9 protein-coding genes are annotated in these 14,588 nt (G+C 59.4%); 3 read left to right on the top strand and 6 right to left on the bottom strand.

Annotated features, from left to right (window positions below):
* Positions 1–83 precede the first annotated feature (83 nt).
* From AC1DS5_RS10480 to AC1DS5_RS10465, 4 genes are all read right to left on the bottom strand, one after another.
* A complete protein-coding gene (locus tag AC1DS5_RS10480; protein ID WP_477718182.1) occupies positions 84–2,372 on the bottom strand; it encodes a spermine/spermidine synthase domain-containing protein in 2,289 nt (762 codons plus the stop codon).
* Positions 2,369–3,256, bottom strand: coding sequence for a phosphatase PAP2 family protein (locus AC1DS5_RS10475; protein ID WP_477718181.1), 888 nt, complete (start codon positions 3,254–3,256; stop codon positions 2,369–2,371). Before AC1DS5_RS10475 ends, AC1DS5_RS10480 begins: the two co-directional genes overlap by 4 nt.
* Positions 3,257–3,816: 560 nt before the next feature.
* On the bottom strand, positions 3,817–5,253 hold the full coding sequence (locus tag AC1DS5_RS10470; protein ID WP_477718180.1) for an O-antigen ligase family protein: 1,437 nt from the start codon (positions 5,251–5,253) through the stop codon (positions 3,817–3,819).
* Positions 5,254–5,529: 276 nt separating this feature from the next.
* The gene (locus AC1DS5_RS10465) at positions 5,530–7,896 is read right to left on the bottom strand and encodes a Tex family protein (RefSeq protein WP_477718222.1); all 2,367 of its coding nucleotides are present in this window, start codon (positions 7,894–7,896) and stop codon (positions 5,530–5,532) included.
* Positions 7,897–8,119: 223 nt separating this feature from the next.
* Between AC1DS5_RS10465 and AC1DS5_RS10460 the strand changes: the two genes are divergently transcribed.
* The 3 genes from AC1DS5_RS10460 to AC1DS5_RS10450 all read left to right on the top strand — a co-directional run bounded on the left by AC1DS5_RS10460 (position 8,120) and on the right by AC1DS5_RS10450 (position 11,945).
* Positions 8,120–8,641 (top strand): hypothetical protein, encoded by a 522-nt coding sequence (locus tag AC1DS5_RS10460; protein ID WP_477718179.1) that lies wholly within the window; start codon positions 8,120–8,122, stop codon positions 8,639–8,641.
* Positions 8,642–9,229: 588 nt separating this feature from the next.
* Complete coding sequence (locus AC1DS5_RS10455; protein ID WP_477718178.1) at positions 9,230–10,801, top strand: hypothetical protein; 1,572 nt, start codon at positions 9,230–9,232, stop codon at positions 10,799–10,801.
* A 382-nt stretch (positions 10,802–11,183) separates the two neighbouring features.
* Complete coding sequence (locus AC1DS5_RS10450) at positions 11,184–11,945, top strand: DUF1223 domain-containing protein (protein WP_477718177.1); 762 nt, start codon at positions 11,184–11,186, stop codon at positions 11,943–11,945.
* Positions 11,946–12,015: 70 nt separating this feature from the next.
* Here AC1DS5_RS10450 and AC1DS5_RS10445 read toward each other — a convergent pair whose 3' ends face one another.
* Entirely contained in the window at positions 12,016–13,401 is a 1,386-nt protein-coding gene (locus tag AC1DS5_RS10445) for a sensor histidine kinase (protein WP_477718176.1), read from the bottom strand.
* 8 nt (positions 13,402–13,409) lie between these two features.
* Positions 13,410–14,090 (bottom strand): LuxR C-terminal-related transcriptional regulator, encoded by a 681-nt coding sequence (locus AC1DS5_RS10440; RefSeq protein ID WP_477718175.1) that lies wholly within the window; start codon positions 14,088–14,090, stop codon positions 13,410–13,412.
* Positions 14,091–14,588 lie beyond the last annotated feature (498 nt).

The raw sequence follows: 14,588 nt of genomic DNA, 5'->3' as shown, positions 1-14,588 counted from the left end.
GGGGCTGGGGACCTATTTGAGCACTATTGGAGCCGCCAGCCTGTCATGGGCAAGACGTCCATAGGGGTATCCCTTCGCGGTATTCATTGCTTATCCCACAAATAGCGCCACTCGGTTCCCATGTTGTCGTCTGTCACGAGGGGCTGGCCGGTCGTGCGCGCCAGAACTTGCTCACAGGGCTCAATCCAGTCGTCCGGGCCGCTCCGGGCGTGCACCGCATCGGGCTGCGTCTGACTTTCGAGCGCCATCAGACGCTCCAGTCCCTCGGCGTGTTCCGGGCGTGACAGATCAAGCATGGGCCGGCCATCAATGCGGTAGGCTTCGAGCGTGCGCCGCCACCGTGTGAAGTCCCAGTTTATTGGGGTAGAAGACAGCAGCAGGTGGTTGGTAAACCGCGCTCCGTGATTGAAGCTCATGCAACCAGTGCGCTGGATCCGGCTCGAGTCGGTGGTGTTGTAGAACACGATCCCACCCGGATTGAGGTGCGCCTTGAGTATCGTCAGAAAGTCCGTCGACAGCAAGTTCGTCGCATTGGCGCGGAAGTGATACGTGGTGTTGGCAACGATCGCATCGAAGCGCCGCTGGGGATTCATCCGCAGCCAGCGGCGGCCATCGTCTGTCACCAGCCGAACCTTGGGATGGGTCAGCACCGACGCCACGCTCGGGTTGCCGGCCACGAGGCCTACATAGCCAGGATTGATTTCCACGATCGTCAGCGAGGCCACATCCGGGTTGTTGGCCACCACCTGCGCCCATGATCCGGACGCGAGCCCGATCATCAACACCTCGCGCGGCGCCGCATGGAACAGGCTGAGCGCATACGGGCGTACGATGCCATTCACATCGCGGGTCAACTCGACGTTGAAGTGACCGTCGTAGGCCCCATTGCCATAGACAGTGCCCGAGCGATCGACCGTGACGATGCCGCTGCGATTTTCCACGACTTGTGCGAATGCGACCTTGGCCTCGGGCCCGCCTTTCCATTGAAGCGCCTCCAGTAGCTTGTCACTGGCCCAAGGCAAGGTCAGCACGGCCAGCCCACCGGCCAGAGCAATGGCGCCCATACGTCCGAGGTTGGCGCGACGCGACGTCGGGATCGCCAAGCCCAGGATAAGCGCGCAACCCAGCCCCGCAACGACGAGCAGCCGTCCGACTTCCACCAGGCTCAGGTGGTCCATCAGCACGAAGCCCGTCAGCACCGAACCCGATGCAGCACCAAGGATGTTTGCAAGGTACAGCAGCCCGGTTCGCATGCCGGCCTGCGCGTCGGCGGCAACGCCGAGGTGCGCCAGACACGGCAGCACCAGACCCCATTGGCGTGCCAGCAGGTACACGAACAGCAGGCCAACGCCGAGAATCGCGCCATTCAGCCACGCCAGGTGCGCGAGTACGGGCAGGAACGCGAACCCGACCAGGCTGGCGATGAGCAGGCCGCGCAGCATTCGGCGCATCAACACCTCGCCGCCCGGCCCCGCGCAGGCTTCGCCACCCAGCCGGGCACCGGAAGCCAGACCGATCAGAAAGGCGCCCAGCGTCGTCGCGAACGCGAACGAACTGCTGCCGCTGGCGTAGGACATTGCACGAAAAAAGAAAATCTCGTACGACAGCGAAACAAGGCCCCCTGCGCCCGCCATCGCCAGCACGACCCCGAACGGCAGGCTGGTGCGAGGTGCATGGGTTGCTGGCGACGGCTCGGGTTGCGCGACCGCGCGACGTACACGGCGACGATCAACCTCATGCGCCGCGACAGCCCCCAACGCAACCGCTGCGTTAAAGGCCACGGCAATCAGTACCGAGCTTTGCATGCCAAGCAGCGGGAACAACAGCACCGCACACACCAGGCAGGCAGCACCTGCGCCCAGGGTGTTGACGTAGTAGAGTTGCCCCACCGCACTGCCGACGTTGCCGGAGCGCAGCACCAGGTGGCCCACCAGCAGCGGCAGCGTAGCGCCCATCAGCAGCGTCGGCACCACCACCAGGGACAGCGTTGCCAGCGCGGTCAGCGGCAACGGTGCACCAAGAACCAGGTCGCCAACGCGCTCGAAAATGGACAGTGAAAACAGCCCGAACGCGCCGGTCAGCGTCTCAATGGCAGCAAGCAGCAGCAGGAGCGGAAGGCCCCGGCGCTTCGACAGCCAGCCTCCCGCCAGCCCGCCGAGGCCCAGGCCGAGCATGAATGCGGTCACTACAATCGTCACCGATTCAATGTTGACACCGAGGATGCGGAACAAGGCGCGCTGCCAGACCAGCTGATAGATCAGCGCCGGGAAACCCGAGAAAAAAAACAGCGCGCACAGCACGCGAACTTGCCGGCTCTGCGCCGTTTCCAGGCGCAACGGATTGCCTGACACCACGGTAGCTGGCGTATTCATCGGCGCGCGGCTCCCCAATCCGCTGTCGGCAGAGGCTTGGCTATTTCCCCGAGCTGCGTGCTGCGACGACGCTCAAGCACAATCAACCCGATGGCCAGCGCAGCACCCACCAGCACATCGACGACATAGTGGCCTCCATCAACCGGGGTAGACACAAGCATGGCGAAGTTGACGACGAACACGGGAACAACAAGCCGGGTCCCGCGCATCACGTAGACAAACAGCACGGCCATCACGGTGTGCAGTGAGGGGATCGCAATCAGGCCCTGCATCTCCCGCAGCGGAATATCGCGCATTCGGCCGTCACGCAGCGGCTCGAAGTGCGACAGGGACGAGAGGTCAAATGAACCTGCCGGCGCAAAGTATTTCCAGGTCCCGGCCGCGGGGAGCAGGCCCGACAGCAGGATCGTAAGCAGGGTCCCGACAATGAACAGGCGCATGAACTCCTCCAGTCGCTCAGGCCGGTTACTGAAGCCGAGGAATAGAACGACCAGCACCAGCTGTATCAGCCCGCTGTGATACGCGAAGCGAAGCACTGCCTGTACCGGCGGGTGGCTTTGGAGCCAGGAAAACATCGCCAGCCAATCGAAGCCGAGCGCGCGGTCCCATGCGGCCAGTTGTGCGTCGACCAGAGGGGCATTTGTGCTCACGACCAGATAGCTCAGCGTCGCCGCTCCTGCCATGAACATGATGAGCAGCGCCGCAGCCCCCGCTGTGGTGCGAATGCGCCGATCATTTCCATAGCGGCTGATCATCAGCGGCGCACGGAAGGCTGCCACCGCCAACACAATCACCGCGACGCCACGCCCGGAAACCGACCACCCCGCAAGCAACAACCAAATGGCGTCGATGCAAAGCACGACCCAGGCAAGCATCCACGCCATGCCTAGCTGCCTCGCGACCCGGAGTCCGGACTGAAGGAACCCCGCGCTCGGTGTGCCTTGCTTGTGTGCCATCAAGGCCGCCCATAGCGGGTGTCGGACCCGCCAGCGACACCAAAAAGCTGCACCGACTCCGGCAAGATACCCGGGCCCGGACATGGCTTCGCTGCCTGCGGCTTCGCTGGTTCCTGGAGCGAAATTACCTGGAGAACCTGGAGATTGAGGGGCACGTCGCTATATCCCGTTGGAAAAGTTACAGTTCGACCGTTGCGTTTTATTTTGTGGTGTTTTCCGGTTCAGTGCAAACTTTTCAGCGATTCGACCGCACTTCTGATTTAAGCCTGGCCATTGAGGCGGCGCTCCCCGCTTTCTTTCCGTCACCTGCGTTTTGGGCACCCTACCCCGTAAAAGCGCCCCAACACCAACCCGCGAGCCTCACGCCGTGGCCGGTTCGTCTAAAGATCCATCACCGCCTCCATGCGAAGGTTGCCGAGCGGGGTGAATTTACTTGCCCCACTGGATCGGGTGAGCCTATCGGCTACCAGAACCCGACAAGGTGAAGTTCAAAAACTCCCGTCGTGAAACATCCTGGGACTATATAGAATCTCTTTTGAATAGCGATTACTTTGAAATTTTTCTTCTTTCAACTCGTGCCAGATTCCGTGTGCCACGGCATAAATTAATAGAAATGCCACCGATGTGATCGTGATTCGGCTCCCGAAAGATTGCCGGCAGTTAATGGTTTTGACTGTTGATGATAGTGAGGATGCCCATCCCCAGGCACAACCAACATACAAGGCGATCCAAAGCTGACTGGTCGGCAACACAATGAGCCCAGACACCAAACCATCCAATGAAATGGCCCATCCCGTGACCAGCCACGCGGTGAGCATGTCCTGATTTTCGGTAGAGATAACCTTTCGAAGTTGCCAAAGCTGCAGCATGGCAAGTGCGAGTGCCCCGCTCAGCAATAGCAATGCGGGTATTCCCCACTCACTGCCAATCTGTAGCACCCAGCTATGCGGAGCAGCCTCATACTGTATACCGCGCCCATAGTGCGCGAAATGCGCGGGACCTACTCCAAGCCAGGGATTTGCTTGAATCATTGCTATGGCGCGGGCCCAAAGCAAGAGGCGTCCCGATGTCGGGTTTTCCGCAGTGCGGTCCACGCTGATGAGGAAAAGACCGAATGGCTCCATGCCCAGAATCAGTGGAAGTGCCACATAGAAAAACAGATAGGCAAGCAGGCCCGCCACTCCGGCAAGTGCCATGGCACGGCACCAGGCGCCAGCAACCTTGGGCATGGCGTACCAGACGATGGCTATTCCGACGGTCAGGCCTACAAGAGTGCCGCGCCCGAAGCCCACAAAAAGAAGCATCCACCATAAGGCGGTGATCACCCACCAAATGACTTGGCGACCCCGGTCAGGCATGCGTGCCGCCAGCAGCCCCAGCAGTGGCAAGGAGATGGTCTGCACATGATTAAAGAAGCGGTAGTTGTCATACCCCACAATAAGCTGCAATGGCAATGGCTGAATGCCCGCTTTGAGCACTGAGATATAGATGGTGATTGTTATCAGCAGGTACGACGCACAAGCGAGCCCACACACCATGAGAAGCTTGTCCAGCAACACGTCTTTCCTGATGCTGACCTCCCGCGCAATCAACCATGCAACGCCTAGCAGCAAAAGAAAGTTTGCCCACTCAAAAAATGCATGACGTGGCGAATAGGCTGTACTGCTGGAAACAAATCCGAATAAAAAAAACAACACCAGCAGGATTGCGATCGGGCGACTGAATAGCAGAGGGATTGAAGAGCCATTCACCAGCTGACAAGCGATGACAGCGAGCGCGAGAACCCCACAAAAAACTTCGATCAATCGCTGGTTGTCGTAAAAAGCAGCGCCTCGCACCAGAGGAAACACTAAAAAGGGGCTGATGACGAGACACGTCGCGACCACAAAAGAAAAAACCGATCGCCAACGGATGTCAATTGTCACGCTGCTCCTCCTGTAGCCAGTATCATTTTTTTTCGGCCGCTCGCCCTGGCCAGGATCAGCCCGAACGGGTTGCGGTGTTTAACTGAACCGTATTGCCCCTGATTTCGAAAACCTTGAGTAATGCCAGCATCATAGCCACGGCGTGCGCGATCTGCGCCCGCCGCCCGGCGGGTGCCTTGTGCGGCACCGCCAATCTTGCGGACGCCCTGCCTACAGTTACAGCCACAGTCGCACGTCCCTTGTTTCAGGGGCACAACTGCTACAAAAACGCCGCAGCTACTTGCGCTGACCCTGCAGTTTGGAGAAGGCCGAGGCCATGGCCGTGTTTTGCGGCGCAGCCTGGGTTTGGCCACGTGACTGCTGGCCGCGCGCCGCGCCCTCGAAGCGGTTGTCGCGTGGACCGTCACGCCTCTGCGGCGCGTCGCCCAGCTTCATGGTCAGGCCAATGCGCTTGCGTGCCACGTCCACCTCGGTCACGCGCACCTTGACGATGTCGCCGGTTTTGACCACCTCACGCGCATCGTTCACAAACTTGTTGGCCAACTGGCTGACATGGACCAGACCATCCTGGTGCACACCGATATCCACAAAGGCGCCAAACGCAGCCACGTTGCTCACCGTGCCCTCCAGCGTCATGCCCTCCTTCAGGTCCCTGATGTCTTCCACGCCCTCATTGAAACGCGCGACCTTGAAGTCGGGACGCGGGTCGCGGCCGGGTTTTTCCAGCTCGGCAATGATGTCCCTGACGGTAATCACGCCGAACTTTTCGTTGGCAAACAGCTCGGGTTTGAGCGTTTTGAGCATCTCGGCGCGGCCCATGAGCTCGGTGACCGGCTTGCCGGTGTGCGCCATGATTTTCTCGACCACCGGGTAGGTTTCAGGGTGCACGCCTGTCATGTCCAGTGGATTGCTGCCACCGCGCAGGCGCAAAAAGCCGGCGCTCTGCTCAAAAGTCTTGGCGCCCAGCCCCGTCACTTTCAGCAAGTCGGCACGGCTGGCGAACGCGCCATTGGCATCGCGCCACCGCACCACGGACTTCGCCACGGTCTGGCTCAGGCCGGAGACGCGCGCCAGCAACGGCACGCTGGCCGTGTTCAGGTCCACACCCACGCTGTTCACGCAGTCCTCGACCACCGTGTCCAGGCTGCGCGCCAGATCGCTCTGGTTCACGTCGTGCTGGTACTGGCCGACGCCAATCGATTTCGGGTCAATCTTGACAAGTTCGGCCAGCGGGTCCTGCAGGCGGCGCGCAATGCTCGCCGCACCGCGCAGGCTCACGTCCACGTCCGGCATCTCCTGCGAGGCAAATTCGCTGGCGGAGTAGACCGAGGCGCCGGCTTCGCTGACCACAACCTTTTCAATTGCCTGCTCGACCTTGGCCATCAGCTTGATCAGGTCGGCTGCCAGCTTGTCGGTCTCCCGGCTGGCCGTACCGTTGCCAATGGCGATCAGGTTCACACCATGCTTTTCGCAGAGCTTGGCCAGGGTATGGAGTGAGCCGTCCCAGTCCTTGCGCGGCTCGTGCGGGTAAACCGTGGCGGTCTCGACCAGCTTGCCGGTCGCATCGACCACCGCCACCTTCACGCCAGTGCGAATGCCCGGATCCAGTCCCATCACCACGCGCGGGCCAGCAGGGGCCGCCAGCAACAGGTCACGCAGGTTGTCCGCAAACACCTTGATGGCGACCTTTTCGGCTTCTTCGCGCAGGCGGGTAAACAGGTCGCGTTCCAGGGAAAGGCTGAGCTTGACGCGCCAGGTCCAGGCCACGCATTTGCGGATCAGGTCGTCAGCCGCGCGCATCTTGTGGCTCCAGCCCAGGTGCAGCGCAATCTTGCCTTCGGCCAAAGACACCGTAGGGGTCGCCTTCGCTCCCGTGGGTTTGCCGGACTCGGGTGGCTCCGGCAGCACCAGCTTGGCGTCCAGAATCTCCAGCCCGCGGCCGCGAAACACAGCCAGAGCGCGGTGCGACGGCACGCGGCCGATGGGTTCGTCGTAGTCAAAGTAGTCGCGGAACTTCGCGTTGTCGGGGTGGTTCTCGTCCTTGCCCGTCACCAGTTTGGATGAAAACAGGCCTTCGCTCCAGAGCCAGTTGCGCAGCGACTGCACCAGCGCAGCGTCCTCGGCCCAGCGCTCGCTCAAGATGTCGCGCACGCCGTCGAGCACGGCCTGCACGGTCGTGAAATCGTCACCGCTTTCGTTCTTCTCGGCCTTCACAAAGGCCACGGCCTCTTCCGCCGGATTCAGCGAGGGATCCGCAAACAGCCTGTCAGCCAGGGGTTCGATACCCGCTTCGCGCGCAATTTGCCCCTTGGTGCGGCGTTTGGGCTTGTAGGGCAGGTACAGGTCTTCCAGGTCCTGTTTGGTGGCCGCCAGCTCAATGGCCGCGCGTAGTTCAGGGGTGAGCTTGCCCTGCTCTTCAATGCTTTTGAGAACCGTTTCGCGGCGCTCTTCGAGTTCGCGCAGGTAGCCCAGCCGGTACTCCAGTTCGCGCAGCTGGATATCGTCGAGCCCGCCGGTGGCTTCCTTGCGGTAACGCGCCACAAAGGGTACGGTGGCGCCGCCGTCCAGCAGATCCACCGCTGCCTTGACTTGATGCTCCTGGACTTTGATTTCTGTGGCGATCTGGCGGATGATTTTTTGCATGTTGAGAAAGAAGATGGGGGCGAAAGCCATGAGAAAGCCATGAATGTGGGCTGGCTCGACGACCACCGGCGGCCAGAGCCGGTGTGGGACGGGCCAGCGCCCGCAAACTGACGCTGAGGGTCGGCATTGTCCCACAGCCAAAAACCGTCGGGACATCCATACTCACCGGAGACCTGGACACAAAATTTCACAACTGTTTTTGCAACCACTCCGGGAGACACGCATGCGTTTACGCACCCTTCTGTTAATTCTGGCCATTACCCTGCTGGCAGCATTTGTTGCGCTCAATGTGGATGAATTCACCCGTGTCAGCGTGTTGAGCCTGGGCTTTACCACCATCCAGGTTCCGCTAGGCCTTGTCATGCTGTTGCTGCTGGTGGTTGCCACGGTTGTTTTTCTGGCCAGCACGCTTTACATGCAAAGCACCAACCTGCTCGAAACCCGGCGATATGCCCGTGAGCTGAACACCCAGCGCGAACTGGCCGACCGGGCCGAAGCCTCGCGCTTTACCGAATTGCGCAATTACCTGGAGGTACAGGCCATCGCCGCCCAGCAACGCGAGGCGGCCGCAGACACTGTACTGGCAGAGCGCTTTGCGCAGCAACAGCGGGCCTTGCTGGATCGCATCGAACAGTCAGACAACGCGCTGGCCGCTTATATGGGCCAGCTCGAAGATCGCCTGGAGCGGCGCGCCGACGGGTACAACAGCCACGCGGACGACAGCGTCAACACTCCCCTGGTTTGACTCCTTCGCCCCCCTGGGGAGCCCCCATCCCCGCCTTCCCCCAAAGGCGGGAAGGAGTAAAACAGGTAGCCAGAGCCTTCAGCAGGTCTGTTTTGTACCAGATCAACTTTCTGCTGGTTTGGCTCCTTCACCCTATGGGGGAAGGTTGGGATGGGGGCCAGCGAGGCAAGCATTTGTCAGCAGACGCAAGGCAGGCCGAAAGGCGCGACAAGCGCACGAGCACGAGCACGAGCACGAGCACGAGCACGAGCACGAGCACGAGCACGAGCTTCGTCTGAAGGCTGCGCTGAATAAGAACCGTCAAAGCGACCCCTCGGGATGATTGCAGCGTAGTTTTGTGCAAGCGGTCTTTTTATGGCCTCAGGCCTGTTGCACGAGGTTTCTCACCCTTTTACCGCCCCCATGGACAAACCTGTACGAACCCGTGCCGTCAGCCTTGATCGGCTAAGGTAAATATTGACCAGCGCCAAGACAGTAACGCCCGGGGAGCATTCTTTTTCAGTCCACGGGTAACGTCCCTTGAACGTTCGCCAAGCCCTTGATATACATTTCGAGGAAAGGGGTTCGATATACCAAGGGGCCTGCTCTATGGATTTAAAAACCACAACTGTTGTCGATGTTGGAACTCCGGCGCAGCGCGCCGCCTGGCTTTTTTCCTGGCCGCTGATTGTTGGGACGCTGGTTTATTGTTTCCTTCTTCTGCGCGGCTATGGGCTGCTCAGAGATGACGACACTTACCTGCATATTGCCACCGGTCAGTGGATATTTCAGCACCGGTCCATTCCTACGCATGATCCGTTTTCACACACGATGCCCAACACACCATGGACGGCACATGAGTGGTTGTCCCAAGTCCTCCTGGCCAGTGCCCATGACCTAGGGGGATGGACGGGTGTCGTCGCCATCACGGCTTTAGCGTTTGCGGCAGCCTTGGCGCTGCTGACCCGGACCTTGCTGAAGTCTCTGGAGCCAGTTCATGCCGTGATGTTTGCGGCTTTAGCTCTTTTCATGACGGCAAGTCACCTGCATGCTCGACCACACATACTCGCCATGCCGATGATGATGCTTTGGGTCGTCGGTTTGATGCATGCCAGTGAATCTGGCCGTGCACCGCGCCTGTGGTTGCTACCCGTGATGACACTGTGGGCAAACTTGCACGGCGGCTTCACATTGGGGCTCGCACTCGCTTTTGTTTTTGCGCTGGAAGCCTTACTCGCCTGCAAACACACACATTACTTTGCAAGCACAGCGAGGTCGTGGGCCCTATTCATCGTCCTTGCAATAACCAGTGCCCTCATCACACCCCATGGGATACAAGGCATTTCTTTCACTTGGCAATTCCTGTTTGAGCAAAGCTATGCATTGGCGCGCATCAGTGAATGGCAGTCGCCAGATTTTCACATGTTCCAACCTCTGGAAATTTGGTTGCTATGTGGATTAGCGCTGGTCATACACAAGGGTTTTAAACTTCCGCCGATCAGGCTTTTGTTGCTTCTCGGCTTGCTGCATCTCGCCTTGAAACACGTTCGCAACATCGAGTTGCTTGGTTTGCTCGCGCCCCTCATTTTTGCGACACCTTTTGCAGCCCAGTGGCGCCAGTCCATGCAGGCCCAGCAGAACGTAGAAACCGTGGACCGATTTTTCCATAAACTGGCGACGCCCGCAGGTAAGTGGGCAGTCATGCTGGCCTTCGGCTTCTTGCTATTACTTACCCAATGGATTGCTCATACCCGCCCACCGCAACCGCCAGATTCCACCAGCCTGGCTAAGGCGATCCGGACAGTTCATGAAGCCGGCGTCAAAGGGCCCGTGCTCAATTACAACGGCTGGGGCGGCTATCTCATTTATGCAGGTATTCCGCCCTTCATAGACGGTCGTTCCGACATGTACAAGGACGATTTTCTTAAGGAGTATCTGGATGCGCTCGCCCTGACAAAGTCGGCTGGCCTGGAAGATCTACTGGCCAAGTACAAGATAGGGTGGACCCTGTTACAGCCTGGTAGCCCAGCGGTTGCCTTGCTTGATCACCTTCCCAATTGGCGCCGCCTTTATGCCGACGAAATGGCCGTGGTTCATGTAAGAACCCTTGTCGACCCAGGTACAGTTTCAAGTAAGGCAAGTTCTTCTCAAGCTAATTCCAATTCACTAAAGAAGGAATGAACCTTCCTTGCTAACGCCAATAAAACTCAATCTCTTGAGCCAATTTTTTCATTGGAATTTGAAACTTGAGTGGCTTTACCGCCGATGAACCTCTCGTGGCTCCTTCACCCTCTGGGGGAAGGTTGGGATGGGGGCAGACGAGGCAAGCATTTGTCAGCCGACGCAAAACGGGGCGAAAGGCACAGCAAGCGCACATGCTTTGCCTGAAAGAAGTCCACAGAGCCCCCATCCCTACCTTCCCCCAAAGGCGGGAAGGAGTAAGAAAGCGGCTTGATGAGCGACCAATAAGGGCTACCGCCGCTGGTCACGGGTTTCTGCCAGGTTCGGTTTGGCGCGTAGCTCAACCACGGAGTAAACCATGCTGCCGGCCGCTACAAAACTCATGACGACCACTGCCCTGTTGATGGTGGCCTCCAGTACTTTTTCAGCACAATACCAATGCGCCGCAAGCTCCGGCGCCACCATCACACCGGTGATTGAGCTCTACACGTCCGAAGGCTGCAGCTCTTGCCCACCCGCCGATAGATGGGCATCGAGCCTCAAAGACAAGGGCGTGGTGATCCAGGCCTTTCATGTCGGCTACTGGGACTACATAGGCTGGGTCGATCGCTTTGCCGCGCCGGCTTACACGAACCGCCAGCGCGAGGTGGCAGCCCGAAACAATCTGCGCAACATCTACACACCTCAAGTCGTGCTCAATGGCCGCGACTGGCCCAATTGGTCCAACTCGTCCGCCTGGCTTAACCAGCCCAGTGCCAGGGAACCTGCTCGCGCCAGCATCACCGTGCAACAACTGGGTGCAGACCAGTTCGAAGCCAGCGTGACACCCGTTACAAACCTCCCCGCAAACATCCCCGGACAGCAACCGATCGCCAGTTGGTCCGCCTACTGGACCATCACCGAGCATGGCCATAGCTCCAGGGTGCAAGCCGGTGAGAACGCCGGTGAATTCCTCAAGCATGATTTTGTGGTGCGCCAGTACGCGCGGGCCGGCGACTACAAGGCTGGCAGCGCGGCGCCGCAAAAGCTGACCTTTCGCAGCATTGCACCTGCGCCAGGCCACGCACGGCAGGTGAACCTGGTGGTGTTCGACACGAAAACCGGAAACACGATGCAGGCTGTCAGCCTGCAGTGCGCGAGCTGACACTTGAACACTTGAGATTACCCTCGCTATTGCCCGCTTTGTCAGTAGGCGTCAGGGGCGTCAGTGGCCTTCAGTGGGCGTGCGCGCTATCCCGCACAGCGAGGGGCTGGGGCTTGGGCAAGATCCGGTCTCCTGCCAGCGGCAGGACAAGGCGCACACGGGTGCCCCTGCCAGTTTTGCTTGAAATCACCAATTCACCGCCAATGCATTGGGCGCGGCGGCGCATGCCTTCCAGGCCCTTGCCGGATGGGCGCCCGTCCTTGCCACGGGCAATGCCCTCGCCGTTGTCGCGCACTTCCAGCACCAGCTGCTGCGTTTCCGGCACAAAGCGGCACACAACCTCGACCACCGAGGCATGGGCATGGCGCATGACATTGGACAGACTCTCCTGCGCAATCCGCAGCAGTTGCTGTGCCTGCACCCCCCGCACGGCTTCCAGCTCGTCGCAGACATCCACCTTCCAGACCATGCGAATGCCGAGCTTGTCCAGGGTGTGCTGGATCCGGTAGCGCAAACGGCCCAGCGCCTCCAGCACGTTGTCGTCGGCGCTGTCAATGGCGTCTACCGTCATCTTCAGGTCGACCAGGCATTGCTCCAGCGCCAGCGCCACGGCCTGCTGTTGCGGTGCATGGCTGTCAAGCGACGACAGGATATTCACGATTTGAGAGCCCACACCATCATGCAGGTCCTGCGCAATGCGGCGGCGCTCCAGGGCCACCACGGCTGCATCGTGCGCCGGTCCAAAACCTGTGAGAGGTTCAAAGCCGGTGCTGTGCTGAAAATCATGCATCGAGGCCGAGCGCGTTTCAGGTGATCCCACGCGCTGCGTCATCAAGTGCCATATCACCATCAAAAAAGCCGCATATAAGTCATCCGACATCGTTGCAAAGCGCCGAGCATTGTCAGCCAGCGTTATCTGGTCAATGCACAAGCCCAGGCCAATCACGCAGCCCGCCAGTGCCAGCCAAGCGGCGTAACTGCGGCTCAGGTACACACGCCAGGCCACTGCCGCGCTCAGCAGCATGGCAGACAGGAGGTTGATGGCAAGCCAGGCCTCGTAAGCAGGCGCTGGCGCGCCCCCGGTCCAATGAGGCCAGTGCAGCGCCACCACGCCTGCCACACCCTGCACGACCAGCAACAGGTACACCCGTACACTGGCCACGCCGGCACTGGTTAACAGAAAAAAACCAACGCCGATCATGAGCGCCTGATAGCCCAGCCGCGCCACATAAATCGAGGGAACCTCGACAGAAGGAAAGTTGCCGGCCACGAAATCGAGGGACGTGGTCACCAGCAAATGCACCAGCCATAGACCCGCCGCCGTACCCATGGCCAGATCAACAGGGTTGTGATGGTGGCGCCAGGCTTTACGCGAGCCGCTGAGCGCCAAAGACGCCAGCGGTATGCCGATCGCGGCAGCTGCCAGCGCCAGACCCTGTTGCGCCGCGTTGAACATGATGGGCTTTACAAAAGACCGCGATGGGCCGCAAAGTTGACGGCCTGCGCCCGGCTGCGAACCTGCAGCTTGCGGTAGATGTTTTTGATGTGGGTGTTGACCGTCTGGCAACTGATCATCAGCCGCAAACCAATCTCACCGCTGGTGTAACCCGCCGCAACCGCCTTGAGCACTTCTTTTTCGCGATCGGAGAGCTTGTCTTTCTGCTCCGCAGTCTGGCGGACCGCTTCCTGTGTGTGCTCCAGCCGATGCAGCAGCCTGCGTGCAAGGTTGGGAGTGATTGACGCGCCGCCGTTGACCACCTGCAGTACGGCCTGGGGAAAGTTTCCGAACCAGGAGTTCTTGACAAGGTAGCCGGTGGCACCCAGCTCAAATGCGCGCAGCGCGTGCTGCTCGTCTTCCATGGCCGAGATCACCACGGCTTCTGCCAGGGGGCGAACGGTTTTCATGTGATCGATCAGGTCCAGGCCGTTGCCGTCACCCAGATTCAGGTCAACCAGCATGACGTCGAACTCGTGCTGCGAGATCAGCCGGCGGCCCTCGCGCATGCTGGTAGCCTGGGCCACCAGATCGGTACGCAAATCACCCAGCAGCTCATGAGAGATCACCCTGCGCATGTGCACATCATCATCAATCAGCACAACACGTACCGGCTTGCCAGGCTGGCCTGCCAGAAAAGCGGGCCACATCGAGGGAGTAGCCTCCTGCGATGAGCGTGCAGCCTGGGGCTGACCGTAGGCTCCACCAAGTGTGGGCGATAACGTGGAGCCGCCCCTGCTTGAGTTGTCCATAAGTCCCTCGCTTTCACCGTTTGGCCCGGCTGTTGACTCAAACAGCAAGGCTCATGTCAAGAATACGTCTTGTTACTGAAGTGACTATTTCACACAGCCATTTGAACGCAAAAGCCTTTTTTATGGGTGTGATTTTTTTACGTTTCTGGAAAAGATTAAAAGAAATTTCGTGCTGTCCTACAAAAATTGTTGCTTTTTAGTCTATTTGATACGTTTTGTTACTACCGATTTCATCCCTTTACTTCCCTCCTAATTTGATAGCAGATCAAGCCCGGCTAGCCATGGATGCTGACTTCATAGTCCAAAAAATATTGCTGAAAACACTAGGGAACAGGGTACCCAATTAAAGCTATTGGCGCAACTGCTTGTAACGCGCAAACTGACCCCAGACAACGC

The sequence above is a fragment of the Polaromonas sp. P4_H1 genome, from assembly GCF_056400945.1.
This window is presented reverse-complemented; position numbering and strand designations above follow the sequence as displayed.

Excerpts from the sequence above, each read along its gene's own strand:
- AC1DS5_RS10480 (WP_477718182.1), bottom strand. The coding sequence starts at position 2,372 with ATGAATACGCCAGCTACCGTGGTGTCAGGCAATCCGTTGCGCCTGGAA.
- AC1DS5_RS10475 (WP_477718181.1), bottom strand. The coding sequence starts at position 3,256 with ATGGCGTGGATGCTTGCCTGGGTCGTGCTTTGCATCGACGCCATTTGG.
- AC1DS5_RS10465 (WP_477718222.1), bottom strand. The coding sequence starts at position 7,896 with ATGCAAAAAATCATCCGCCAGATCGCCACAGAAATCAAAGTCCAGGAG.
- AC1DS5_RS10460 (WP_477718179.1), top strand. The coding sequence starts at position 8,120 with ATGCGTTTACGCACCCTTCTGTTAATTCTGGCCATTACCCTGCTGGCA.
- AC1DS5_RS10455 (WP_477718178.1), top strand. The coding sequence starts at position 9,230 with ATGGATTTAAAAACCACAACTGTTGTCGATGTTGGAACTCCGGCGCAG.
- AC1DS5_RS10450 (WP_477718177.1), top strand. The coding sequence starts at position 11,184 with ATGACGACCACTGCCCTGTTGATGGTGGCCTCCAGTACTTTTTCAGCA.
- AC1DS5_RS10445 (WP_477718176.1), bottom strand. The coding sequence starts at position 13,401 with ATGTTCAACGCGGCGCAACAGGGTCTGGCGCTGGCAGCTGCCGCGATC.
- AC1DS5_RS10440 (WP_477718175.1), bottom strand. The coding sequence starts at position 14,090 with ATGTGGCCCGCTTTTCTGGCAGGCCAGCCTGGCAAGCCGGTACGTGTT.